The organism is Novosphingobium sp. (genome assembly GCF_041905565.1).
Taxonomy (GTDB): domain Bacteria; phylum Pseudomonadota; class Alphaproteobacteria; order Sphingomonadales; family Sphingomonadaceae; genus Novosphingobium.
The window spans coordinates 283,984-308,792 of record NZ_JAYRKX010000002.1 but is presented as its reverse complement, the minus strand read 5'-3'; the positions used below and the strand labels follow the sequence as shown (position 1 = coordinate 308,792).

General features: G+C 65.9%; 22 protein-coding genes and 1 tRNA gene. 7 read left to right on the top strand and 16 right to left on the bottom strand.

Translation table 11 applies throughout. From position 1 onward, the window contains the following. Positions 1 to 3,162: an efflux RND transporter permease subunit gene (locus tag ACE3N9_RS03340; RefSeq protein ID WP_144901086.1), complete on the top strand. Its 3,162-nt coding sequence runs from the start codon at positions 1 to 3 to the stop codon at positions 3,160 to 3,162. 183 nt (positions 3,163 to 3,345) lie between these two features. Further along, entirely contained in the window at positions 3,346 to 3,783 is a 438-nt protein-coding gene (locus ACE3N9_RS03335; RefSeq protein WP_245638441.1) for a DUF302 domain-containing protein, read from the top strand. A 79-nt stretch (positions 3,784 to 3,862) separates the two neighbouring features. Here ACE3N9_RS03335 and trxC read toward each other — a convergent pair whose 3' ends face one another. The 7 genes from trxC to ACE3N9_RS03300 form a co-directional block, all read right to left on the bottom strand. Next, positions 3,863 to 4,291 carry a thioredoxin TrxC gene (gene trxC / locus ACE3N9_RS03330; RefSeq protein ID WP_275229460.1) on the bottom strand — a complete coding sequence of 143 codons (429 nt, stop codon included), beginning with the start codon at positions 4,289 to 4,291 and terminating at the stop codon, positions 3,863 to 3,865. A gap of 282 nt (positions 4,292 to 4,573) precedes the next feature. Further along, a tRNA-Lys gene (locus tag ACE3N9_RS03325) sits at positions 4,574 to 4,649 on the bottom strand. A gap of 101 nt (positions 4,650 to 4,750) precedes the next feature. Next, positions 4,751 to 5,866 carry a rod shape-determining protein RodA gene (gene rodA / locus ACE3N9_RS03320; RefSeq protein ID WP_374280842.1) on the bottom strand — a complete coding sequence of 372 codons (1,116 nt, stop codon included), beginning with the start codon at positions 5,864 to 5,866 and terminating at the stop codon, positions 4,751 to 4,753. Further along, a complete protein-coding gene (gene mrdA / locus ACE3N9_RS03315) occupies positions 5,863 to 7,956 on the bottom strand; it encodes a penicillin-binding protein 2 (RefSeq protein ID WP_374280840.1) in 2,094 nt (697 codons plus the stop codon). Before mrdA ends, rodA begins: the two co-directional genes overlap by 4 nt. Next, entirely contained in the window at positions 7,956 to 8,507 is a 552-nt protein-coding gene (locus tag ACE3N9_RS03310) for a rod shape-determining protein MreD (protein WP_374280837.1), read from the bottom strand. Before ACE3N9_RS03310 ends, mrdA begins: the two co-directional genes overlap by 1 nt. Continuing rightward, positions 8,507 to 9,415 carry a rod shape-determining protein MreC gene (gene mreC / locus ACE3N9_RS03305; RefSeq protein WP_374280835.1) on the bottom strand — a complete coding sequence of 303 codons (909 nt, stop codon included), beginning with the start codon at positions 9,413 to 9,415 and terminating at the stop codon, positions 8,507 to 8,509. The genes ACE3N9_RS03310 and mreC overlap by 1 nt, the downstream gene beginning before the upstream one ends. Before the next feature lie 49 nt (positions 9,416 to 9,464). Then, complete coding sequence (locus ACE3N9_RS03300; protein WP_374280833.1) at positions 9,465 to 10,514, bottom strand: rod shape-determining protein; 1,050 nt, start codon at positions 10,512 to 10,514, stop codon at positions 9,465 to 9,467. A 185-nt stretch (positions 10,515 to 10,699) separates the two neighbouring features. On the opposite strand from ACE3N9_RS03300, the gene mutL reads away from it, so the two are divergent. Further along, positions 10,700 to 12,505, top strand: coding sequence for a DNA mismatch repair endonuclease MutL (gene mutL, locus ACE3N9_RS03295; protein ID WP_374280831.1), 1,806 nt, complete (start codon positions 10,700 to 10,702; stop codon positions 12,503 to 12,505). Between the two features lie 3 nt (positions 12,506 to 12,508). Here mutL and ACE3N9_RS03290 read toward each other — a convergent pair whose 3' ends face one another. The 4 genes from ACE3N9_RS03290 to ychF are packed head-to-tail and all read right to left on the bottom strand — an operon-like array spanning position 12,509 to position 15,733. Further along, positions 12,509 to 12,955 carry a MaoC family dehydratase gene (locus ACE3N9_RS03290; protein ID WP_374280859.1) on the bottom strand — a complete coding sequence of 149 codons (447 nt, stop codon included), beginning with the start codon at positions 12,953 to 12,955 and terminating at the stop codon, positions 12,509 to 12,511. Positions 12,956 to 12,970: 15 nt separating this feature from the next. Next, positions 12,971 to 14,239 (bottom strand): hypothetical protein, encoded by a 1,269-nt coding sequence (locus ACE3N9_RS03285; protein WP_374280829.1) that lies wholly within the window; start codon positions 14,237 to 14,239, stop codon positions 12,971 to 12,973. Positions 14,240 to 14,297: 58 nt separating this feature from the next. Then, entirely contained in the window at positions 14,298 to 14,615 is a 318-nt protein-coding gene (locus ACE3N9_RS03280; protein ID WP_374280827.1) for a hypothetical protein, read from the bottom strand. 17 nt (positions 14,616 to 14,632) lie between these two features. Beyond that, complete coding sequence (ychF, locus tag ACE3N9_RS03275; protein WP_374280825.1) at positions 14,633 to 15,733, bottom strand: redox-regulated ATPase YchF; 1,101 nt, start codon at positions 15,731 to 15,733, stop codon at positions 14,633 to 14,635. Positions 15,734 to 15,845: 112 nt separating this feature from the next. On the opposite strand from ychF, the gene ACE3N9_RS03270 reads away from it, so the two are divergent. Further along, positions 15,846 to 17,372, top strand: coding sequence for a tetratricopeptide repeat protein (locus ACE3N9_RS03270; protein ID WP_374280823.1), 1,527 nt, complete (start codon positions 15,846 to 15,848; stop codon positions 17,370 to 17,372). Positions 17,373 to 17,419: 47 nt separating this feature from the next. Here ACE3N9_RS03270 and ACE3N9_RS03265 read toward each other — a convergent pair whose 3' ends face one another. After that, positions 17,420 to 17,788 (bottom strand): PEP-CTERM sorting domain-containing protein, encoded by a 369-nt coding sequence (locus ACE3N9_RS03265; protein ID WP_374280821.1) that lies wholly within the window; start codon positions 17,786 to 17,788, stop codon positions 17,420 to 17,422. Between the two features lie 206 nt (positions 17,789 to 17,994). On the opposite strand from ACE3N9_RS03265, the gene ACE3N9_RS03260 reads away from it, so the two are divergent. Then, complete coding sequence (locus ACE3N9_RS03260; protein ID WP_374280819.1) at positions 17,995 to 18,588, top strand: tetratricopeptide repeat protein; 594 nt, start codon at positions 17,995 to 17,997, stop codon at positions 18,586 to 18,588. Here the strand turns inward: ACE3N9_RS03260 and pth are convergent. From pth to ACE3N9_RS03240, 4 genes are all read right to left on the bottom strand, one after another. Next, positions 18,585 to 19,154, bottom strand: a complete 570-nt coding sequence (gene pth, locus ACE3N9_RS03255) for an aminoacyl-tRNA hydrolase (RefSeq protein ID WP_374280817.1) — start codon at positions 19,152 to 19,154, stop codon at positions 18,585 to 18,587. The two genes, ACE3N9_RS03260 and pth, sit on opposite strands and share 4 nt — an antisense overlap. Before the next feature lie 89 nt (positions 19,155 to 19,243). Continuing rightward, positions 19,244 to 19,852 (bottom strand): 50S ribosomal protein L25/general stress protein Ctc, encoded by a 609-nt coding sequence (locus ACE3N9_RS03250; protein ID WP_374280815.1) that lies wholly within the window; start codon positions 19,850 to 19,852, stop codon positions 19,244 to 19,246. A gap of 112 nt (positions 19,853 to 19,964) precedes the next feature. Continuing rightward, entirely contained in the window at positions 19,965 to 20,840 is an 876-nt protein-coding gene (locus ACE3N9_RS03245) for a TraB/GumN family protein (protein WP_374280813.1), read from the bottom strand. Continuing rightward, positions 20,830 to 21,756 (bottom strand): TraB/GumN family protein, encoded by a 927-nt coding sequence (locus tag ACE3N9_RS03240; RefSeq protein ID WP_374280811.1) that lies wholly within the window; start codon positions 21,754 to 21,756, stop codon positions 20,830 to 20,832. Before ACE3N9_RS03240 ends, ACE3N9_RS03245 begins: the two co-directional genes overlap by 11 nt. A gap of 87 nt (positions 21,757 to 21,843) precedes the next feature. Between ACE3N9_RS03240 and ACE3N9_RS03235 the strand changes: the two genes are divergently transcribed. Further along, positions 21,844 to 22,746, top strand: coding sequence for a glycine--tRNA ligase subunit alpha (locus ACE3N9_RS03235; RefSeq protein WP_374280809.1), 903 nt, complete (start codon positions 21,844 to 21,846; stop codon positions 22,744 to 22,746). Further along, the gene (glyS, locus tag ACE3N9_RS03230; protein ID WP_374280808.1) at positions 22,743 to 24,734 is read left to right on the top strand and encodes a glycine--tRNA ligase subunit beta; all 1,992 of its coding nucleotides are present in this window, start codon (positions 22,743 to 22,745) and stop codon (positions 24,732 to 24,734) included. The genes ACE3N9_RS03235 and glyS overlap by 4 nt, the downstream gene beginning before the upstream one ends. The last annotated feature ends 75 nt before the right edge of the window (positions 24,735 to 24,809 follow it).

Here is a 24,809-nt window from a genome sequence, read left to right as displayed (position 1 = left end):
ATGCTTGCCCGCATCATCGGCTTTTCCATTCGCCAGCGCTGGTTCGTCCTCGCGGTTGTCGCCCTTTTATCTGCCATCGGCGTGTGGAGCGCGACCAAGCTGCCCATCGACGCCGTACCCGACATCACTAACGTCCAGGTCCAGATCAACACGGAGGCCGAAGGCTATTCCCCGCTCGAATCCGAGCAGCGCATCACATTTCCCATCGAGACGGCGATCGCCGGCGTTCCGGGTCTTTCCTACACGCGCTCGATCTCGCGCTATGGCCTGAGCCAGGTCACGGTGGTGTTCGAGGACGGCACCGACACCTATTTCGCCCGCCAGCAGGTCAACGAGCGCCTGCAAGCGGTCAGGTCGCAACTGCCGGCCGGGATCGAGCCGGAAATGGGGCCGATCGCCACCGGGCTCGGCGAAATCTTCATGTTCGCGATCGAACCAAAGCCCGGCGCAACCAAACCCGATGGCAGTCCCTGGACGGCAACCGATCTCAGGACCCTGTCCGATTGGGTGGTGCGGCCGCAGATGCGCACCATTCCCGGCGTGGCCGAGGTGAACACTATCGGCGGCTACGAACGGCAATACCATGTCACGCCCAACCCGGCGCAGTTGGCCGCGCTCAATCTGTCGCTGAACGATCTTGTCGAGGCACTGGAACGCAACAACGCCAATCGCGGCGCGGGCTATGTCGAGCGCGGCGGCGAGCAGATCCTGATCCGCGTTCCCGGGCAGGCGGCCAATGAAGCAGACCTCTCGCAGATCCTCGTTGCGACGCGCGGCGGCGTGCCGATCCGCGTCGGTGACGTGGCCGAAGTTGTGATCGGGTCCGAACTGCGCACAGGTGCCGCAACCGAAAATGCGAAGGAGATCGTGCTCGGAACCATCTTCATGCGGACTGGCGAAAACCCCCGGATTGTTGCCCAGGCTGCTGCGGAGAAGCTCAAGCAGGCGACAGCTTCGCTACCCGCAGGCGTGGTGGCGCACCCGCTCTATGACCGTACCGAACTGGTCGACCGCACGATCGCCACTGTCGAGAAGAACCTCGCCGAGGGGGCATTGCTCGTGATTGTGGTCCTGTTCCTGCTGCTCGGCAATTTCCGGGCGGCTCTGATCACGGCTGCGGTGATCCCGATCGCCATGCTCATGACGCTGACCGGCATGCTGGCGACCCGAACCTCTGCGAACCTGATGAGCCTGGGTGCGCTCGATTTCGGCCTGATCGTCGACGGAGCGGTCATCATCGTCGAGAACTGCCTGCGACGATTGGGCGAAGCCCAGCATCGAATGGGCCGCTTGCTCGATCGCGACGAGCGGTTTGGCCTCGTGGCCAAGGCGAGCGCCGAAGTCATCCGCCCCTCGATCTTCGGCATCGTCATCATTACCGCGGTGTATCTGCCGATTTTCGCGCTTGAAGGCATTGAGGGCAAAACCTTCCATCCCATGGCGACCACCGTCGTGCTGGCCTTGACGGCGGCGCTGATCCTCTCGCTGACGCTTGTGCCCGCTGCCGTTGCCCTCTTCGTCACCGGCAAGGTGGAGGAAAAGGAAAACCGCGTCATGCGCTGGATGAGCGAGCGGTACGCGCCGCTCCTCGACAAGGCCTTGGCTCGGCCGAAGCTCGCTGTTGCCTTTGCCGTCCTGCTTGTCACCCTCAGCGCTGCGGGAGCAACACGGTTAGGGTCGGAGTTCATCCCCAACCTCGATGAAGGCGACATCGCGATGCACGCGCTGCGTATTCCGGGCACCAGTCTTGGCCAGGCAGTGCAGATGCAGGAGTCACTGGAGAAACGTATCCGGCAGTTCCCGGAGGTGGAGCGCGTCTTTGCGAAGATCGGTACGGCCGATGTCGCGACCGACCCCATGCCACCATCGGTCGCGGACAATTTCATCATGCTCAAGGACAGGAGCGAATGGCCCGACCCGCGCAAGCCGCGTGACCAGCTTGTGGCCGAACTGAACAAGGCGGTGTCGGAGATTCCCGGGAACAACTACGAGTTCACCCAGCCGGTGCAGATGCGCATGAACGAGTTGATCGCGGGCGTGCGCGCCGATGTGGCGATCAAGCTGTTCGGCGACGACCTCGAGCAGCTGCTAAAGAGCGGCGATGCCATCAACGACGTGGCGGCGTCTATCCCCGGGGCTGAGGATGTGAAGCTCGAGCAGGTCACGGGCCTGCCGATGCTCTCGGTCACACCGCGCCGTGACATGCTCGCACGCTATGGCATCAGCATGGCCGAGGTTCAGGATGCCGTGGCCACGGCAACTGGCGGCCGCAAGGCGGGCGAGGTGTTCGAGGGCGACCGGCGCTTTGCCGTCGTCGTGCGCCTGCCCGAAGCGCTGCGGACGGACTTACCGGCACTCGGCAATCTGCCCGTTCGGCTTGCAGCCGGCGGGACACTACCGCTGTCACAACTGGCTGACATCTCACTCTCGGCCGGACCCAATCAGATCAGCCGTGAGAACGGCAAGCGCCGCGCCGTGATCACCGCCAACGTGCGCGGCCGGGATCTGGGATCCTTCATCACCGAACTGCGGGAGAAGGTCGGCGCCGAAGTCGAACTGCCGACCGGCTACTACGTTGAATACGGCGGCACGTTCGAACAGCTCCAGTCGGCCAAGACCCGGCTGCAGGTGGTCGTGCCGCTTGTGCTGCTGTTGATCTTCGGGCTGCTGTTCACGCTGTTCGGATCGACGAAGGATGCGGCTATCGTCTTCTCGGGCGTGCCGCTCGCATTGACTGGCGGGGTGGCGGCCCTGGCATTGCGCGGGATCCCGATGTCGATCTCCGCCGGGATCGGGTTCATCGCCTTGTCGGGTGTTGCGGTGCTCAACGGTGTCGTCATGCTGTCCTTCATACGCGACCTGCGCGAACGCGGCCTGGGAGCACTAGAGGCGGTGCGCGAGGGCGCGCTGACACGCCTGCGCCCGGTGATGATGACGGCTCTCGTGGCATCGCTCGGCTTCGTACCGATGGCGCTGAACGTCGGTGCCGGTTCCGAAGTGCAGCGGCCGCTCGCGACTGTCGTGATCGGCGGGATCATTTCCTCGACGATACTCACATTGCTCGTTCTTCCAGCGCTCTATGCTCTGGTTCATCGGAAAAAGGACGAAGAAAATCTCACGGACGTGGGACCAATGGAGCCTCAACCGGCCAGCGGGGGATGACGCACGGCATCAAGGTGCTGACGATGAACAACGCAGACGACTGCATTCGGGTGCAGTTTGACAGCAGTTCTTGTTGGCACCTTGAAGCTGTGAAGCGCACACTCGATGGAACGCCAATCAGTCACTGCGCGTGCGGTGGTTTGATTGCCGCAAACAGCTGGCGAGTCGGCGTGATAGGCTGATTTGGCCGAACTGCTGAATTTGAGAGGATCAAAGATGACGTACTATATGGCCGCCAAGCTTCAGGGTCCGTTCGATGATGCCATTGCGCGCACCGAAGCTGCCCTTAAAACCGAAGGGTTTGGTGTCATCAGCCGGATCGATATCCAGCAGACACTCAAGTCGAAGATCGACGTCGATTTCCGGCCTTACACAATTCTTGGGGCGTGCAATCCAGGCCTGGCCCATGAGGCGTTGCAGGTGGAAGACAAGGTCGGGCTGATGCTGCCCTGTAATGTCATTGTCCAACAGTACGGCTCCGGCGAGGTCGAAGTTGCCGCGATTGATCCGGTGGCCTCAATGCAGGCAATCGATAATCCAGAATTGACGAAGGCTGCGCAGGTAGTTCGTGACAAGCTCTCGCGGGTTATCGAACTTTTGCGTCAAGGCGCATCTGAATAATGTCTCGGTCCCATGCCAGAGACGGTGCCGCTGGCAGCGCCAGCTTCTCGCATACGGACGCCGCATTTAGCACCATATTCTATGCAGGAAGGGCCTGCCGCACCCAGGTGACAATGGCAGTAGCTGACATCGCGCCAGATTGGCGGGCAACCTCACGCCCCTTTGAAAATAGGATCAGGGTCGGGATCGAGCGGATTCCATAGCGGGCAGCAACGGCCTGATCGGCTTCCGTGTCCAGCATTCCTAGACGCACTCTGGGTTCGAGTTGGCCGGCGGCCGCAGTGAAGGCGGGAGCCATCTGCTGGCAAGGACCGCACCAGGTTGCCCAGAAATCAACGAGCAGCGGAATGTCGCTTTTGGTAGCGTGTGCACCAAAGTTGGCTGCGGTGAGAACCAAGGGCTGCTTTAGGAATAGCAGCGATCCGCATCGGCCGCACTTGCCTCCCGCGAGAAGCTTATCCTTCGGCACCCGATTTGCAGTCGAGCACGACGGGCAGATCACGATCATCGCACCCGAATTTGTCATTTGGTCACCTCGTACCGCAGGGATGGGATCGCGGAACTCAAATATAAGCCGCAGGCCTGACGACTTTGAGAATGCCGATTCGTGCCAGCCTTGGAAAGCGAGCTTGATCTGGGCCGGAAAACAACCAGCGTTACGGCTCTCTTGCACTTTCGCTCAGAAAATCTGTTTCCAGGAGCGCGCTACCTAGAGAGCTACCTAGCCACTCAAGAGGATGGAATTCCCAATCCCGGAGATAGTCTAACTATCTGTAAGTATTTGGAAATTTGGTGGACGCACTAGGGCTCGAACCTAGGACCCGCTGATTAAGAGTCAGCTGCTCTACCAACTGAGCTATGCGTCCACACCGTTTCAGACTGGGTGCCGAAGCACCCGACCCGTCTCGTCGGGAGCGCTCCCTATAGCGGCAGAATCTGGAGAGGGAAGGGGGTTTTTGAATTTTTTTTAGAGGCCCAGGCTGCTGCCCCGTTTGCTCCAGCGATCCACGGCCATGATCACGCCCACGCAGATCATGTTGGTCATCAGCGCCGAGCCGCCGTGGCTGATGAAAGGCAGTGGAATGCCGACCACCGGGGCCAGGCCCATGACCATCATCATGTTGATCGCCATGTAGAAGAAGATGGTGAAGGTCATGCCGGCCGCCAGCAGCATCGAGAAGCGGTCCGGCGCCCGGCGCGCGACCTGAAGGCCCCAGCGGAACAACCACATGAACACCGCCAGGACGAACAGTCCGCCCAGCAGACCCCATTCCTCGGCCATGGTGGCAAAGGCGAAGTCGGTGTGCGCTTCGGGCAGGTAGTCGAGATGGCTCTGGCTGCCGTTGCCGAAGCCCTTGCCGAAGAAGCCGCCTGAACCGATTGCGATCTTCGACTGGGTGATATGATAGCCGGTCCCCAGCGGGTCGCTTTCGGGATCGAGGAAGGTCAGCACGCGCTTGCGCTGGTAATCGTGCAGCAGCGTGAAGAAGGCGATCGGGGCAATTGCCGCCGCGGCTGCTCCGGCGCTGATAAACCACCACAGCGGCGGACCGGCCAGGAAGATCACCACAGCCGCCCCGGCGCAGATCGCCAGGCCCGTGCCCAGGTCCGGCTGCAACATGACCAGCAGCGCCGGTACGCCAACCAGCGCTCCTGCCGACACGAGCGAGCGCCAGTGCCGGGTCATGGTTGGCGGCAGATTGTCATAGAAATGGGCCAGGATCAGGATGATCCCGGGCTTCATCAGTTCCGATGGCTGCAACTGCATGAAGCCCAGGTTGAGCCAGCGTTGCGACCCGCCGCTGACCTTGCCCGCGACCTCGACGATCAGCAGCAGCACGACCAGCACGATGTAGCCGGGAAAGGCCAGCCGCCGGAACAACTCGCGCGGCAGGCGGGAAATGATCAGCGCCATCACCAGAAACACGGCGAAGTGGATTTCGTGCAGTAGCGCCCAGGGCTGCATGTGGCCGCCGGCTGCCGAATGCAGCACGACCGAGCCGAAAGTGTTGAGCGCGAACAGCGGCAGGATGACATGCCAGGGTTCACGGGCGATGGCTTCTGGAACGATGCGGCGGCTCATGGCGCGGCTCCGGGGGCGGGCGGGGCGCCCGTCGGCGCAGCCGGGCTGGGCGTGGGGGCTGGCTCGGCCTCTGGGGCGGCCTGGGCCGGAGGCTCCTCGGGACGGGTCGGCCCGGTCTCGTTACTGGCCCCGTCACCGGGTGGCTGCGTGTTCTCGGCAGCATCCATTGTCTTTGCCACGGCCTCGTCGTCGCCGACCCTGGGGGCGCTGGTGCCATAGCGGGAGACGAAGGCCCGGTACTTGGCGTTCATCCGCTCGGTCGGGGTGCCGCCCCAGGTCTTTTCCAGCTCGCTCAGGGTGGCCATCGCCTTCGCCGGGTCGAACAGGAAGGTCATCACATCGCGGGCGATGGGGGCGGCGGCGCGGGCGCCGAAGGTGCCATGTTCGACCACCACCGAAATGGCGTAACGCGGCGCAGCGGCGGGGGCATAGCAGACGAACAGCGAGTGATCGCGCGATTTCCAGTCGCCGAAGTGGCCTCGTGCCACCAGTGCGCGGACCTGGGCGGTGCCGGTCTTGCCGGCCATCTGGATGCCGTCCAGCGGCAGCCGGCTCGCCCCGGCGGTGCCGGATCCGTTGACCACCCTGAACATCCCGTCGTGCGCCACGGCGAGTTGTTCGGGCGTGAAGGGCAGGGCAGGGCCAAGTGGCTTGTCCTGGCCGAAGATCAGCGAAGGCTGGACGTTGCGGCCCGAAGCGATGCGCGAGGTCATCACCGCCAGTTGCAGCGGCGAAACCGAGACATAGCCCTGGCCGATCGAGGCGTTCAGCGAATCCGCCGCGCTCCATTCCTGCTTGTAACGGCGCATCTTCCAGGCTGCATCGGGAATGGTGCCATAGCGCTGTGCGGTGCCAGGCAGGTCGAACTCCTGGCCCAGCCCCAGCTGCTTGGCGACCGGCGCAATTGCGTCATAGCCGACGCGGTGCGCCATCGCCCAGAAATAGGTGTTGCAGCTCTTCTCGATCGCGGTGCGCATGTCGACTGAACCGTGCACGGCATCGCAGCGGAAAAAGCGATTGCCCAGCCGGTAGCCGCCGGGACAGGAAACGCGCTCGTCAGGATCGACGCCATGGGTGAGCAGCGCCAGGCTGGCCATCGGCTTCATCGTCGAGCCTGGCGGGTAGAGCCCACGCAGCGCCTTGTTCAACAAGGGGATGTGATCGTCCTCGTTGAGCATCTTCCATTGCAGGCGGCCGATCCCGCCAACGAATTCGTTGGGATCGAAGGCTGGCATCGAAGTGAGGGCAAGGATTTGCCCATTCTGGCAATCCATCACCACCACCGCCGCCGATTCCAGGCCGATGCGCCGCGCCGCATAGTCCTGCAGCGGGGCATTGATCGTCAACTTGAGCGGCTTGCCCGGGATCTCGTCGCGCATGTCGAGATCGCGCACCACCTTGCCGTTGGCGGTCACTTCGGCGCGGCGCGCGCCCGGTACGCCGCGCAGGGTAGCCTCGAAATGCTTCTCCAGCCCGTCCTTGCCGATCTTGAACCCCGGCGTGATCAGCAGCGGGTTCTTTTCCTTTTCATAGTCCTTGGCCGATGCCGGGCCGACATAGCCGACCAGGTGCGCCACCGAAGGTCCGGTGGGGTACCAGCGCGAATAGCCCAGGTGGGCAACCACGCCCGGCATGTCGGGCAGGCGCACAAGCACGCGGTTGTAGACATCGTCACGCAGCCCCGAGGCTGCTTCGACCGACTGGAAGCCGCGTGCCTTGTCGAGCTTGTCGCGCAGGTCCTGAAGTGCCACTTCATCAAGGCTGAGTAGCTCGCCCAGCTCTGCAATGGTCCGCTCCTTGTCGACCAGCCGTTCCGGGACGAGGTCGATCCGCAGATCGGCGCGATTGGTGGCGATCGGAGCATTGTTGCGATCAAGGATCGCGCCGCGCCGGGGCGGAATCAGCGTGAGGTTCACGCGATTGCTTTCCGACGCCATCTTGTACTTTTCGTTCTGAACCAGTCCGATCCAGCCCTGCCGCACCGCCAGCAGGATCCCGACCGAGGCTTGCAGCCCGCCGATCACCACGCTGCGCCGGTCGAAGCTGTTCTGCAGCGTGCCGGAGCTGACGTGCTTCTGTTCGCCCAGCATCACAGCTCGCGGATCGGGATCAGGCGGAACTGGTCCAGCGCGCCCACCAGCCGCGCGGCCAGCGGGTATGCAAAGATCGAGACGATCAATTGCGGCACGATGCTGGCGACCGGGCTGCTGCCGCCGGCCAGGTTGGCCAACCCCAGTCCACCGAGCAGGCAGGCCGCGAAGGCCGCCGCCGCCAGCAGCCAGTCCTGGGCGAAGCCGCGCCAGGGAAACCGGGTCTCGATGAAATCGACCACGATCACCGCGACTGACCAGAGCAGCACGGCCGAACCGAACGGCTGACCGCTGAACAGGTCGTCGAACAGCCCCAGCGGCAGGCCAGCCCAGACCGGGAACAGGCCTGGCCGCAATTGCAGCCAGGCAATCAGGAACAAGAAGCCAAACGGCGGCACGACCGGGGCTGATGCAATCAGCGGCAGTAGCGGGCACAGGCTGCCCAGCATCACCACCAGCCACGGCACAGAGCGCGCCAGCAGCGGTGAAGGAGCGCGGTTGATCCGCCGCTTGCCAAGATCGCGCCAGGCCGCGGGCAGCGTCAGCGGCATCAGCGGCCCCCTGCCGGCGGCGCTTTCGGGGCGGCTGCGGCCTGCGCACCGGCAATCGCCTGGCTGGCTTCAACCCAGATTGACTGCACTTCGACGAATTCGGCGCTGCCCGGATCGCTCAGCGGGCGGGCGATCGCGCCATCGGCGGTCAGCGATGAAACCACGGCAAAGGCGGTGTCCGGCCAGAACAGTCCGCCCGAGCCCGAGGTGACGAAGGCATCGCCGACCTTGAGCGGGTTGAACCCCTGGGTGATCAGCCTGAGCTGGATGGTGCCATCGGCCCGGCCAACTGCCGTCGCCGGAACGCCATCACTGGCGCGGCGGACCGGAATGATGCTTTCGCTGTCGGTGATCAGAAGCACACGGGCGCTGCTTTTGCCCACTTCCAGAACGCGACCCACCAGGCCGGTCGGCGAACGCACCGGCATGCCCGGCTGCACACCCTGGTCGCGGCCCGCGCCCAGCGTAGCGAAACGGCGGGTGCTCGATCCGGTCGAGCCGATCAGGCGGGACACGGCCACGCTTTGCGGGTCGGTCTGGGCCAGCTTCAGCAACTCGCGCAACTGGCGGTTCTCGTTGCGCATCGCCTCCGCTTCGGCCAGCGCGACCCGGGCCATGGCCAATTCGCGCTCCATCCGCGCGGCCCGGCTGCCGAAAGTGAAGAAGCCGACCACCGTTTCGACAAACCCGTGACTTTCGGTGCGGCCCTTGGCTGCGACCTGGCCAACCGGGGCCACGGCATCGCTCGCCACGCTGCGCGCCCCGGCAAAGGCCGAGCTGTCGCCAAGCGAGACGACCAGCAGCAACACCCCCGCGATCAGGCCCGCGAAGGCAGCGACATAGCCCAGGAAATTGCCGTATTGCGCCCGCCGGGAATAGGTGGGTCGCCGGTTTGCTGGCGGCGCCATGCCGGCCTTACTCCTTGCGCCCGGCGCTGGTGGTGCCAGGCCGCTGCATTCAGGCGGTCATCAACACGCCGCGATAGATCGGATCCTCCATCGCCCGGCCAGTGCCGAGCGCGACGCAGGACAGCGGATCTTCGGCGATGCTTACCGGCAGGCCAGTTTCCTCGCGCAGGTAATCGTCCAGACCCTGGATCAGCGCGCCGCCGCCGGTCAGCACGATGCCTTGGTCGACGATGTCGGCGGCCAATTCCGGGGCAGTGTTTTCCAGCGCGATGCGCACGCCTTCGACAATCGCGCCGATGGGCTCGGACAGCGCTTCCGCGATGTTGGCCTGGGTGATGGCGATTTCCTTGGGCACGCCGTTAACGAGGTCGCGGCCCTTGATCTGGATGGTTTCGCCGATCCCGTCGAGCGGGACGGTGGCCACGCCGTAGTCCTTCTTGATCCGTTCGGCAGTAGCTTCACCGATCAGCAGGTTGTGATGGCGGCGCACGTAGGACACGATCGCTTCGTCCATCTTGTCACCGCCGACGCGGACCGAGGTGGTATAGGCGAGGCCGCGCAGCGACAGCACCGCAACTTCCGTGGTGCCGCCGCCGATGTCGACCACCATCGAGCCGACCGGTTCGGTTACCGGCATGTCGGCGCCGATCGCGGCGGCCATCGGTTCGAGGATCAGATAGACCTGGCTGGCCCCGGCGTTGCTGGCCGCATCGCGAATCGCGCGGCGTTCAACCGAGGTGCTGCCCGAAGGCACGCAGATCACGATTTCCGGCGGCGAGAACATGCTGGTGCGCTTGCCGTTCACCTTGCGGATGAAATGCTTGATCATTTCTTCGGCGATTTCGATGTCGGCGATCACCCCGTCGCGCAGCGGACGGATGGCTTCGATGCTGTCCGGGGTCTTGCCCATCATCATCTTCGCGTCGTCGCCCACGGCCTTGACGCGCTTCACCCCGTTGATCGTTTCGATCGCCACGACGGAGGGCTCGTTGAGCACGATTCCGCGGTCCTGAACATAGACCAGCGTGTTGGCTGTCCCCAGGTCGATCGCCATGTTCTGGGAGCCGAATTTGAAGAATCGCGACAGGAACGAAGCCATTGAAAATTCCGTATGATTTTCAGCCTTTTAGCGCGCAATTTACCGCGCCCGCAAGCCGGGTGTTGACCATGGGAGGCGACCCATTAGCGCAAGGCGTTTCTAAAGGCCAAAAAATAGTGCGAATTCCGGGGCATTTCGCCGCGCCTGATCTCGAATTTCTCCCGCCTCGTCGCTAGGACAAATCCGTGCCCACGATCCGCCGCCTGCCCGAGAACCTGGTCAACCGCATCGCCGCTGGTGAGGTGGTCGAACGGCCTGCCTCGGCGCTCAAGGAACTGGTGGAAAACGCGCTCGATGCCGGTGCACGGCAGGTTGCGGTCAGGCTTACCAGCGGCGGGCTCGACGGGATCGAGGTGACCGACGACGGTTGCGGCATGACTGCCGCCGACATGGCTCTGGCGCTGGAACGCCACGCCACGTCCAAGCTGCCGGATGATCATATCGAACTGGTCGCCACGCTGGGTTTCCGGGGCGAAGCACTGCCCTCGATCGCCAGCGTCGCGCGGCTGACCGTGGAAAGCCGGGTGCGCGGCGCGGCGGAAGGCTGGCGGCGGGTCGTTGATCACGGCACGGTAGTGGCCGAAGGGCCAGCCGCCCTGCCGCCGGGAACCCGCATCCGGGTGGAAGACCTGTTCGGCAAGGTGCCCGCCCGGCGCAAGTTCCTGCGCAGCGCGCGCAGCGAATATGCCGCCTGCCTCGACGTGGTGCGGCGGCTCGCCATGGCCCGGCCTGAAGTGGGCTTCGTGCTGGAACACGATGGCCGCCGGGTGCTGGCCGTTCAGCCGGACGAAGCGCTGGCCAGCCGCGTGGCCCAGCTGGTCGCGCGTGAGCTGGCGGAAGACGGCGTGGTGATCGAACTGGAACGCGGCCCCGCGCGGCTGACCGGGGTGGCCGGCCTGCCCACCTTCAATCGCGGCGTGGCCGATCACCAGTACCTGTTCGTCAACGGCCGCCCGGTGAAGGACCGGCTGCTGGTCGGGGCGGTGCGCGGCGCCTATGCCGACATGCTGGCGCGCGATCGCCACGCGGTGCTGGCCCTGTTCCTCGACATCCCGCCCGAGGAAGTGGACGTCAACGTCCACCCCGCCAAGACCGAAGTGCGGTTTCGCGATCCGGCCTTCGTGCGCGGCTTCATCGTCTCGGGCCTGCGCCATGCGCTCGACAGCGCCGGGCAGCGCAGCGCGCAGGCGCCGACGGCCCCCGCCATGGCCAATTGGCAGGCCGAACCGATCACCCGGATGCCTGAGCCGGCGCCCGCCCTGTCATCGCTGTTTGCGCGCGAATATGCGCCCAATTCCAATAGCCTGCGTGATGCCGGGCAGGTGTGGCGCGGGCAAGAGCAGGCGGTCATGCCTCCGCCCGCGGCCCGGGCCGAGGTGGCGCAGGATGAACCGGCCCCCGCCGCGCAGCACCCGCTGGGCGTGGCGCGCGGGCAGGTTGGCGGAACCTATATCGTCGCCGAGGCCGAGGACGGACTGGTCCTGGTTGACCAGCACGCCGCGCACGAACGGCTTGTGCTCGAACGGCTCAAGGCGGCGGGTGCGCAAGGCACCGTCGCGGCCAGCCAGGCCCTGCTGCTGCCCGAAGTGGTCGAACTGGACGAGCCGGATGCCGACCGGGTGGAAGGCGCCGCGGCCAAGCTGGCCGAATTTGGCCTGGCGCTGGAACGCTTCGGCCCGACCGCGTTGCTGGTCCGCGCCGTGCCATCGGTGCTGGGCAAGGGCGATGTCCAGGCGCTGGTTCGCGACATTGCCGATGACCTGGCTCGCAACGGCGACGCGCTGCTGCTGGGCGAACGGCTCGACCACGTGCTGGCCACCATGGCCTGCCACGGCTCGGTCCGCGCCGGCCGCATCCTGTCCGTCGCGGAAATGAACGCCTTGCTGCGCGAAATGGAAGTGACCCCGCGCTCGGGTCAGTGCAACCACGGCCGCCCGACCTGGGTCAAGCTGGCCCACGCCGACATCGAAAAGCTGTTCGGGCGGAAGTAGCGCCTAGTCCCCGCGCACCCGGATCAGGCCGATCGACTTCATGCTCATCACCATCACGTTGTCCTGGTTGTAGACGCGGACGGCGGACTGGAAGCTGCCCATTTCGGGGCGCGACTGGCTTTGCTTCTTGCTGAGCAGCTCGGATTCCACCCGCAGCACGTCGCCGGGATAGACCGGACGGTGCCAGCGCAATTCGTCGAGCCCCGGCGAGCCGAGGCCGGCCTGCTTGCGTTCGGTGATGTTGTCCACCAGCATCCGCATGGTCATGGCGCAGGTGTGCCAGCCGCTGGCGGAAATCCGCCCGAAATGGGTCTGCGCGGCGGCTTCGTCAGAGAGGTGGAAGGGCTGGGGGTCATAGCTGGCGGCAAAGGCGAGAACTTCCTCGCGCGTTACCTCGTAGCGCCCGAAACTGGCGGCCAGCCCGACTTCCAGATCCTCGAAATAGACCAGCCCTTCGCTCATTCCTCAGTGCCCCAATGCCAGCTTTGCAAACAGCGTATAACCCATTGGCGACTTGCCATAGGCCGCGTCAAGCGCCGCCGGCTTGGCATAGGCATTGCCGCTGGCGCCCAGCGCCAGTTCGAACGGCCCGATGGGAATGCGCCGGGCATAGCCAAGCTGGAACTTGGTGACGCGGAAGGCCACGTCGTGCAGCGGATCGTGGTGATCGGGGAACAATTCGTCGTTGTTGACGTTCTCGACCCGGGCGAACACCGAATTGGCCTTGTCCATGTTCCAGTTCACTTCGCCCAGCCAGGCGCTGAGCGTGTCGCCCGGCACGCGCTTTTTCGCGCTGTAGGCGGCCATCGCGGTCAGGCCCCGGCCATCGGCATAGTGCGCCGAGGCGGTGAAGCGATGCTCGTCCTCGCCGGGGTGGGTCGCTTCGGGCTGCTTGATCTCGCCGTAACTGGCCTGCAGGGCCCAGCTCGGGCTGGGGGTCAGCGTGGCGCGGACCGACCAGCTGTCGAGCTTGGGCGTCTCGATGTTCCAGCGCCGCTCGTCCGGTTCGGCCCCGCGAAACGCGCTCGCCTCCAGCTGCCAGGTCCGGGTGGCATAGCCCGCCGTGACCACGCCGTAGGTGATGTGAGTCGAATCGAACCAGTGGTGGGTGATCGGCGGTTCGGGATTATAGGCGGCTGAGCCCCGGTGCATGAAGGCACTGGGCCCCAGCGCCGGTTCGCCGACCGGGCCGCCATAGAGCAACAGCTTGCCCGGTCCCGCATCGATGTCGATCCGCGCCGCCAGTTCCATGAACAGGTCGTGCGGGTGCTGGCGGTCGACCAAGGGTAGGCCGCCCGCCGTCTCGCCGGTCGCGAACAGGTTGGGATAGCCCGCCGCGTCCATCGTCGGTTCGAGGCTGAGCATCGACTTCAGCTGGATCCGCCCCCAGCCGGTATCGCGCTGGGCGCTGAGCATGGCCATCGAGGTGGCATAGGCCTTGTCATCGCCGCGCGGCCCGCCGTGGTCGGTATATTGGCCCGAGACATAGCCGTGGGCCATGACCATCCAGTCGCCCTTTGCCAGGTGCAGGCCGTGCATCCCGCCTTCGTTCGCGGGCAGGCGCGCGGTGCCCGATCCTTCGGCGGGCTGCTCGGACTGGGCCATATCGTGGCCGGAATGGTCCATGGCGCCGTGGTCCATGTGGGTCATGTCGTGCCCGGAATGGTCCTGGGCCATGGCCGGAACGGCCGTCAACGCGGCGCCGCACAGCGCCGGAAAAAACTTTGTCTTCATGATCTTGTCCTGATTGCGGTTCAGCTGGCGCGTCGAGTTACGACGCGGGCGAAGGCAATCAGGCGCGGGGCGGGGGCACTTCGGGCAGGGCGCCGGAATCGCCCAGCACGCGGGCCAGCGCGGGGCGGGGCAGCTCGCCGCGCAGTTCGGCGCGCGCCGCCGTGGCGGGCAGCACCGGCCAACTGGCCGCGCAGCCGATGCAATCGTGGCTCTTGGCCATCTGCTTGGCTGGCTGGTGCTGCTGGTGCACCGGCGCTTCGTGGCATGACGGCGCCGCGACGCGCTGCTCCGGACCTTCCGGGTGCAGCAGCGGCATCGCCGCCGCCGGCACGGCCAGGCAGGCAATCAGCAAAACTAGGAGCAGGCGGCGCAGCATCCGCGCTATCTAGGCGCTCAGACGTTGAATTTGAAGTGCATCACGTCGCCGTCGTGCACCACGTATTCCTTGCCTTCCTGGCGCAGCTTGCCGGCATCCTTGCACGCCGTTTCCCCGCCCAGCGTGACGTAATCGTCAAAGGCAATGGTTTCGGCGCGGATGAAGCCGCGCTGCATGTCCGAATGGATTTCGCCGGCGGCTTCGGGGGCCTTGGCGCCCTTGTGCACGGTCCAGGCGCGGGCTTCCTTGGGTCCGACCGTGAAGAAGGTGATGAGGTGCAGCAGCTCGTACCCCGCGCGGATCACGCGGGCGAGGCCGGTTTCGTGCAGGCCCATCTCTTCCAGGAAGACGATCCGGTCTTCGGCGTCCATTCCGACCAGCTCGCTTTCGATCGCGGCGGAAACGATCACCGCCTCGGCGCCTTCGGCCTTGGCCTTGGCGAAGACCTGTTCGGAAAATGCATTGCCCTTGGCTGCGCTGTCTTCATCGACGTTGCAGACGTAGAGCACCGGTTTCGCGGTAAGCAGCTGGGCCTGATTGAAGACGCGCAATTCCTCTTCGTCGCCTGGCCGGGCAAGACGGGCGGGCTTGCCGTCGCGCAGCAGGTCGAGCGCGGGCTGGAGCACCGAGACCAGCAGCTTGGCGTCCTTGTCGCCCTGCGCCGCCTTCTTCTGGGCGGCGGGGACGCGCTTTTCCAGGCTTTCCAGGTCCGACAGCATCAGCTCGGTCTCGACCGTTTCAGCGTCGGATACCGGATCGACTTTGTTGTCGACGTGCTGGATGTCGTCGTTCTCGAAACAGCGCAGCACGTGGACGATGGCATCAACCTCGCGGATGTTGCCGAGGAACTGGTTGCCCAGCCCTTCGCCCTTGCTGGCGCCGCGCACCAGCCCGGCAATGTCGACAAAGCCCAGCTGGGTCGGGATGATCTTCTGGCTGCCGGCAATCGCGGCCAGCTGATCGAGGCGCGGATCGGGCACGCCGACGTTGCCGACGTTCGGCTCGATCGTGCAGAACGGATAGTTGGCAGCCTGCGCCGCCTGCGTCTCGGTCAGCGCATTGAACAGCGTCGATTTGCCGACGTTGGGCAGGCCAACGATCCCGCAACGGAAACCCATGTGTCACTCCGGTAATAAGCTTTGCGGCGGCCCATAGCGGGGGCGGGGGTGTTTGGCCAGTTGCGCGGCGCTTTCACCGAAATTTCAGCCCTTGGCGCTAAGCAGGCGGGCGATGAAGCGCCTTGTCCGTCTTGCCTTGCCGCTTGCCGGCGCCGTGTTGCTGGCCGCCTGCGGGACCAGCCCGGAGGAGCATTTCGCGCTGGCCCTCGAGGCTTTTGGGAAGTCCGACTACCAGACCGCGCGGACCGAGCTGGGCCAGGCGCTCAAGGCCGATCCGCGCAACCGCGAGATGCTGCTCCTGCTGGTCCAGACGCAATTGCTGCTGGGCGATGGCGACGGCGCGCAGGGCGGGGCCGAGCGGCTGCGCGCCATCGGCCTGTCAGGACCTGAACTCGCCCGGATCGAGGCCGAGGCCGCACTGCTGCGGGGCAAGCCCGACAAGGCGCTGGAACTGCTGGGCAACGATGGCGCGGTGGACGCCTGGCGGATCCGCGCGGCAGCACATCTGGCGCTCGAGGACAGCGCGGCGGCGCAGGCGGCCTTCCTGGCGGGCAACCGGGCGGGATCGAACTTTCGCCTGGCCTGCGATTACACCCGCTACCTGATCCAGTCCGGCGATCTGGCCACGGCGAGCTCCCAGTTCGAAGCCTTGCGGCGCAGCCGGGCCGAGGCGCTGGAAGTGCTGATGCTGGGCGGGGCGCTGTCCGAGGCCTATGCCCGGCAGGACCTGGCGGAAAAGTATTACGCCCGCGCCGCGCAGCTCTTTCCCTTCCGGTTCGAGCCGCTGCTGGCCCATGCCAACCTGCTCGACATGGCCGGCAAGGTGCCCGAAGCAGCGAGGCTGGCCGAGGGCGCGGCGGCGATTGCCCCCGGCGATGCGGGCGTGCAGCAAGCCTTGCTCTCGGTCTATTCGCAGCAGGGCAAGTGGGAAAAGATCCGCGACATGCTGCAACGGCGTGAGGACGAGCTTGATCCGGCCTCGGGCGAGGGCATGACCTATGCCGAAGCGCTGCTGCGCCTGGGCCATCCCGAGCAGGCGCGCGCCCAGTTTGCCCAGGCGCTGCTGGTCCAGCCGCAGAACCGCTATGCCCGGATGATGCTGGGCGAGAGCCAACTGGCCACCGGCGATGCGGTATCGGCCTGGGAAACGCTGCGCCCACTGGCGCAAGGGCTGTTCGTCCAGCTGCGCGAGATCGAACTGGCGGTCAAGGCCGGGCAGGCGGCGGGCGCGGAGGAGGCCGGCGCATTGCAGGCGCGGGTGCAATCGCCCGCATTCAGGCAGCAGCAGGCGGTTTTGCAGGGCGCGATTGCCGCCGATGCGCGTGGTGACAGTGCGAAGGCGCTGCAGCTTTACCAGCAGCTTGCAGCAGACAGCGGCGCCGATGCCGAACTGCTGCGCCGCCTGGCGATGGCGGCCAGCCAGGCGGGCCAGCCCACCCTGGCCCTGGCCAGCGCGGACAAGGCGCTGGCGCTCGATCCGCAGAACCCGGAACTGCGCTATGCCGCCGGAGTGGTGCGCCTGCGCGCCGGGCTGGATCTGGCGGCGGCGCGGCAGCACTTGCAGGCGGCGGCCGATGCGCGGCCGGACAACCCGCAGTACCGCGCCCAGCTGGCCAAGGCAAAGGCCGCCGCCGGTTGACCCGGCGACGGCCTTTCAATCTTTCGGGACCGGAAAGACTGGCGCTATCAGGCGCGGCGGCGGCGGCTGCGGGCGATGCCCAGGCCGATCAGGCCCATGCCCAGCAGGCCGAGCATGCCCGGTTCGGGAACCGAAGTGCCGCCCGAGGTTGTGGTGGTGCCGCCCGAGGTTGTGGTGGTGCCACCCGAAGTTGTCGTCGTGGTGCCGCCCGAAGTGGTAGTGGTGCCGCCCGAAGTGGTCGTGGTACCGCCCGAAGTGGTGGTGGTACCGCCCGAGGTGGTGGTGCTGCCGCACTTTGAGCCGCCCTGCGAGTGGCCGCAGTGGCAATAGTGCGTGTGGAACAGCTGAGCCGAAGCCGGAGCCGAGACAGCGGTGGCACCGGCGAGGGCGGTGAGCAGGATCAGAGTGCGCTTCATGGTGTTTACCCCCTTTGCGAATAACAAGGTTGACGCTTTTCAACGCAATAGCCGTGCCAGATGTGCGTTTCCGGGCGTGATAGTGGTTAACGGGCCTGGACAGTGTGGTTGGTTGTAAAGCAGCCCGACAGAAAATACGGTTAATTCAGAAGCCTGTAGCGCCACATGGCTCTCGCCAGGCAGGCTGCGATGGAATAGCCTGGGGCATGCGCTGGATCCTGCCCTTGCTGCTGATCGCCCTTGCCGGTTGCCGGGCAGAGCCGGTGGCGCCAGACTACCAGGCCGCCAATGCCGCGCTGATGCAGCGCGATTCGCGGCGGGTTCTGACCATGCTGAGGGACGATCGTTCGGTCGAGGCTGAACGGCTGAAGGCAACGGCCTTGCTGCAACTGCAGGACCTGCCCGGCGCGGCGCGTCAGCTTGACCTGGCGGTGAAGGCGGGCGGCAACGCAGCTGTCTATGCTGACTATGCCCAGCTGGAACTGATCCGCGGGCACCTTGACCGGGCCGGGCAATGGCAGCAGCGCGCCGAACGCGCGGATGGCTCGGCGCTCATGCCGTTGCAGATGGGCGGAGAGATTGCGCTCGCCCGGGGGCAGGTCGAGCTGGCGCTCGGCTATTTTGACCGGGCGCTGGCCCGGCACCCCGATAACCTCGCTGCGCTGGCGGGCCGGGCACATGCACTGGCACGGCTGCAGCGCTGGGTTGAACTGGCCCCGCTACTCGACCGGCTTGATCGGGACATGCCGGGAGATACCGAATTGGCGCTGCTGCGGCAGGCGATGCCGCCTGCGCGCTAGTCCTGCTGGCGCAGCGCCACGTCGCTCATGAAGCGGGCGTCGTCGTCCTTGGCCAGCCAATCCGCTTCGGCACTGATCGCGCCCAGCATGTCGGCCAGCGGGTCCATTTCCGACTTGGCGAAATTGCCCAGCACGTGACCGGTTACCCGGTCCTTGTGGCCGGGATGGCCGATGCCGAGCCGCACCCGGCGGAAATCGGGGCCAAGGTGCTGGTCGATCGAACGCAGTCCGTTGTGCCCGGCGGTGCCGCCGCCGCGCTTTACCTTGACCTTGAACGGGGCGAGGTCCAGTTCGTCGTGAAACACGGTCAGCGCGTCGGTGCCCAGCTTGTAGAAGCGCAGCGCTTCGCCCACGGCGCGGCCGCTTTCGTTCATGTAGGTCGCGGGCTTGAGCAGCAGGACCTTGTCGCCGCCGATCCGGCCTTCCTGCAACCAGCCCTGGAACTTCTTCTGGACCGGGCCGAAATTGTAGACCTCGGCCAGGGTGTCGAGCACCATGAAGCCGACGTTGTGCCGGTGCATCGCATATTGTGGACCCGGATTGCCAAGGCCGACCCAGAGCTGCACGCACTACCCTCCAAGACAAAGCCGGGCCGCATCGCTGCGGCCCGGCCTGTGATGGGACAGCAGGGCTGCCCCGGTCAACCAGCCAAAGCTTACGCTTCGGTCTTGCTGTTGTCGCCTTCTTCGCTGCGCAGGCCCGAGGGGGCAACGATGGTGGCGATGGTGAAGTCGCGATCGGTAATCGCGCTCTTCGCGCCAGCCGGCAGCTTGACGTGGCTGATGTGGATCGAGGCGCCGACTTCGAGGCCGGTGACGTCGATCTGGATGTCATCGGGGATCTTGTCCGCTTCGCAGACCAGTTCCAGCTCGTGACGCACGATGTTGAGCACACCGCCGCGCTTCAGGCCCGGCGAGGCAGCTTCGTTGACGAACACCACCGGCACTTCGACGTGCACGGTCGCGTTGGCCGACAGGCGCAGGAAGTCCGCGTGGAGCGGGCGATCGGTGACGGGGTGGAAGGCGACGTCCTTGGGGAGCGTGCGCACGGTCTTGCCGCCAACTTCGATCTCGACGATCGAGTTCAGGAAGTGGCCGGTGCCAAGCTGCTTGCGCAGCAGCTTTTCCTCGACGTGGATGGCGAGGGGCTCTTCATTGCCACCATAAATAACGGCGGGGACGCGGCCATCGCGACGCAGGGCACGGGAGGCTCCCTTGCCTGCCCGATCGCGCGTCTCGGCCGGCAGGTGCAGCGTATCGCTCATAGCATTGCCTTTCGAATAACGAATGTTTCAGTCATCTTCCGCGCCACGCCTCCAGGGATGACCATGAAGCGGAAGCGCGGGCCGTTAGCGGCAACGGCGCGGAAATGCAACTTTATTGCACCCGCGAGACGCGGTAGCCCCGCGCGGCCAGCATCGCGGGCAACCCGTCTGGCCCGGCAAGATGTGCCGCGCCCACCGCCACGAAGGGGCGCTGCCCCTGCCGCAACATCGTTTCGAGCCGGGCGGTCCAGGCCCGATTGCGCCCGACCAGCAGCGCGGCGCGCAGTTCTGGATCGGCCAACAGGCCGCCCTGCGTTTCGCGGGTCAGTGCGGCAACATCGCCTTTGGCCCATGCTTGTTCAAGGCGCTGGGCTTCCGCGCGCGGATCGCTGCCCTGCTGCACCACCATGGCCAGCAGGTCGCGCTGTTCCGTCTCGGGCAGGGCGTCAAAGATGCGCAATTGGGCATCCGCGCCTTCGAATTCCTCCACCGGCCGGCCTTCTGCGGCGGCCTTGACTGCGCGGTCCACGCCGTTGGCGCTGTCGCTGCCAAGATCGGCCTGCGCCAGCTGCGCCAGCACCAGTGCTGCGGCCCAGGTGTCCTGACCGCGCAGGTCGTCCTCCCTGGCGCCATATTTCTCGACATAGCGGGCATAGTCGGCGCGGGCTTTTGGTGGCACCCGGTCGCGCAGCGGTGCGGCCTGGGGGGCGGCGGCTAGCCGGGCAAAGACCTGTGCGGTCGCCTGATCATCGTCGATGCTCGCCACTTCCAGCACGATCCGGTCGGCCTGACCCAGCGCTGCGTCGATCCGGGGTGAGCGCCAGTCGACCGGGCGCGGCAGGGCGTGGATCGTCCCGAACAACCAGGCGCGCTGCCCGCCGGGGCCATCGACCTGCCACAAGGCGGGGTGCACCGGCTCGGGCCGCTGGCAGGCCGCCAGCAGCACCAGCACCGCGCCGATCAGGACTTTGCGCAGGCTACTGGACACGGGCCGTCTGTACTCCTGCCGCAGCCAATTGGTCCTGCACGCTGTCCTTGCCGCCAAGGTGGCCTGCGCCAACCGCGACGAACACCGTGCCGGGCCGGTCAAGCCGCGCCTTGATCCAGCGCGCCCAGGCCTTGTTGCGGTTGGTCAGCAGGGCCTGGATCATCGCCGGGTCGTCTTCCTCGGCGTTCATCAGTTCGGCCAGCTTGGCCGCATCGCCGCGCTGCCAGGCGCCGACCATCTCGCCCACGTCCTCGTCGAGGTCCGGCAGGGCGGCGATCACTTCCATCAGGTAGGCCTTCTGGACCTTGCGCGGGAAACCGTCGAACAGCGACAACTGATAGTCCAGCGTTTCCAGCCCGCTGCGCGGCGCGCCCTGCTGCTTGCTCCGCTCCGCCAGCTGCGCTTCGACCCCGCTGTCGAGGTCGTATCCCTTTTGCTGCAGGGGCAGGGTCGCCAGCACGACGGCGGCATACCACGGCTTGAACTTGTCGAAAGCGGTCACCGGCAGGCCGAACTGCTGCATCGTCGCATCGAACTTCGCGCGTTCCGGCGCGGTCAGCAGGGCGCGCAGCTTTTGCCCCTTGGGCAGCATGGCGCGGCGCAGCACCACGGCTTGCTGCGCATCGGGCGACACCTCGGGAATCTCAGTCACCAGCTCGCGCGATTGGGCAAAGGCGCTGGCAATCGTGCCATCAAACCAGTCGATCCCGCGGGGCAGCAGGTGGATCGTGCCGAACAGGTAGATCGTGGTGTCCTCGTCCGCGACCTTCCACAGCGCGGGGCGGGCCGGGCCGGCATCGGGCTGGACCTGCACCGACTGCGGCGCGGGCAGTGCTTGCTGCGCCGCTCCCGGCCCGGCCAGCAAGGTCAGGGCAAGCGCCAGCGGCGCGGCAATCGTGCGAAGCAGTGCGGTCATGCGACTCCTATAGCTCAACCGCCCTGCGCGTCGATGAATGAAAGCGGATATTGACCGCCCTCCCGGCCTGCGCCAAAGGCCCGGACCATGAGCGAAACTGCCACGCCCCTGTCCTTTCAGGACATGATCCTGCGGCTCCATGCCTTCTGGAGCACGCAGGGCTGCCTGATCCTGCAACCCTACGACATGCGCATGGGGGCGGGCACATTCCACCCGGCCACCACCCTGCGCGCGCTGGGTCCGGAACCGTGGAAGGCCGCCTATGTCCAGCCGAGCCGCCGGCCGACCGACGGGCGTTATGGCGAAAACCCCAACCGGCTGCAGCACTATTACCAATACCAGGTGATCCTGAAGCCCAATCCGGACAATCTGCAGGAACTTTACCTGCAGTCGCTCGCGGCGATTGGGGTCGATCCGCTGGCGCACGACATCCGCTTTGTCGAGGATGACTGGGAAAGCCCCACGCTGGGCGCCTGGGGCCTGGGCTGGGAAGTGTGGTGCGACGGGATGGAAGTGACCCAGTTCACCTATTTCCAGCAGGTCGGCGGGTTCGATTGCAAGCCGGTCGCGGGCGAGATCACCTATGGCCTCGAACGCCTGGCGATGTACATCCAGGGCAAGGACCGGGTCTATGACCTGGCCTTCAACAACCATGGCGTGACCTATGGCGACGTGTTCCTGAAGAACGAGCAGGAGCATTCGAAGTACAACTTCGAAGTGGCCGATACCGCCAGCCTGTTCGATGGCTTCGCCAAGGCCGAAGCAGAATGCATGCGCTGCATCGACGCGCAGGTGCCGCTGGCAGCCTATGACCAGGCGATCGAGGCGAGCCACCTGTTCAACCTGCTGCAGGCTCGCGGCGTGATTTCCGTGCAGGAACGCGCCAGCTACATCGGCCGCGTCCGCGATCTGGCCAAGGGCAGCTGCCAGGCCTGGATCGAAAAGAACAAGGACGAATGGGCCGCAAAGTATCCGGAGTGGAGCCTGTGAGCGATTTCCTTCTCGAACTGCGCTCTGAAGAAATTCCCGCGCGGATGCAGGCCGGTGCGCGCGCCGACCTGGAAAAGCTGTTCCGCAAGGCGATGGCTGATGCCGGCCTGGCACTGGGCGAAGTCACGGTCTGGTCCACCCCGCGCCGCCTGGCGCTGATCGCGCGCGGCCTACCCGCCGCGACCGAGGCGGTGTCGGAAGAAGTGAAGGGCCCGCGCGTCGGCGCGCCGCCGCAGGCGCTCGAAGGGTTCCTGCGCAAGAACGGCCTGACCGCCGATCAGCTGACCGAGCGTGACGGCGTGCTGTTCGCGATCACCGAAAAGCCCGGCCGCGCCACCCGCGACGTGCTGGCCGAGGCGATCCCGGCGATCGTCCGCGCCTTCCCCTGGCCCAAGTCGCAGCGCTGGGGCGCAGCCTCGCTCAGCACCGAAAGCCTGCGCTGGGTCCGCCCGCTTTCGGGCATCGTCGCGATCCTGGGCGAAGACCTGGTCGAATGCGAAGTGGGCGGAATCCGCTCGGGCTATGCCACGCGCGGCCACCGCTTCCACGCGCCGGGCGAACTGACCATCGGCGGCGCGCATGACTATGCCGAAAAGCTGCGTCTCGCCCATGTCATCGTCGATCATGCCGAACGCCAGGACCTGATCCGCGCCAAGGCCAAGGCTGCTGCCGAAGCCGAAGGGCTGACCCTGGTCGAGGACGAGGGGCTGGTGATCGAGAATGCAGGCCTGACCGAATGGCCGGTGCCGCTGCTCGGCCGGTTCGACGAGGCGTACCTCGATGTCCCGCCCGAAGTGATCCAGCTGACCGCGCGGACCAACCAGAAGTATTTCGTCTGCGAAGCGGGCGGCAAGCTGGCGAATGCCTTCGTCTGCACCGCCAACATCGTTGCCAGCGATGGCGGCGCGGCGATTGTCGCCGGCAACCGCAAGGTCCTCGCTGCGCGCCTTTCCGACGCTCGGTTCTTCTGGGAACAGGACCGCAAGGTGCCGCTGTCCGAACAGGCGAAGAAGCTGGAGCGGATCACCTTCCACGAAAAGCTCGGCACCGTCGCCGACAAGGTGCAGCGCATGGCGAAGCTGGCCGAATGGCTGGCGAGCGAAGGCATTGTCCCGAACTGCGATCCCGCGCTGGCGCGGCAGGCGGCAGAGCTGTGCAAGGCCGATCTCGTCACCGAAATGGTTGGCGAATTCCCCGAACTGCAGGGCCTGATGGGCGGCTACTACGCCCGCGCCGAAGGGCTGAGCGATGCCGTGGCCGATGCGATCCGCGATCACTACAAGCCGGTCGGGCAAGGCGATGATGTCCCGACTGCGTCGGTGACGGTCGCCGTGGCGCTGGCGGACAAGCTGGATACGATCCGCAGCTTCTTCGGCATTGATGAAAAGCCGACCGGATCGAAGGATCCCTTCGCGCTGCGCCGCGCCGCGCTGGGTATCATCCAGCTGGTTACGAGTAATGCCCTGCGCCTGGGTATTGGCGAGGGCGACGTGCTGTCCTTCTTTGCTGACCGCCTCAAAGTCCAGCAGCGCGAAGCGGGCGTTCGCCACGACCTGATCGACGCCGTGTTCGCGCTCGGCGGCGAGGATGATCTGGTGCGGCTGCTCGCGCGGGTCCATGCACTTCAGGCGTTCATTGGCACCGAGGACGGGGCGAACCTGCTGGCTGGTTACAAGCGCGCCGCGAACATCCTCAAGAAGGAAGAGTTCGAGCCCGGTGCGACCAACACCGCGCCCGAACCGGCGGAAGCCGCGCTGATCGCCGCGCTCGATGCCGCCGCCCCGCGTGCGGCGGCGGCGGTCGAGGCGGAGGACTTCACCGCCGCGATGGCCGCGCTGGCCACGCTGCGCGCGCCGATTGACGCGTTCTTCGAAGCCGTCACGGTCAACGATGCCGATCCGGTCAAGCGCGCCGCACGGCTTGGTCTGCTGGAACGGCTGCGCAGCGCGGTTCACCAGGTGGCCGACTTCTCGCGCATCGAAGGCTGACCTTACGGCAGGGCACGGCGCTGGTCCCCCGGATTTGCTCCGGGGGCTGCGCTGTGTTGCCCCTGAAACAAGTCG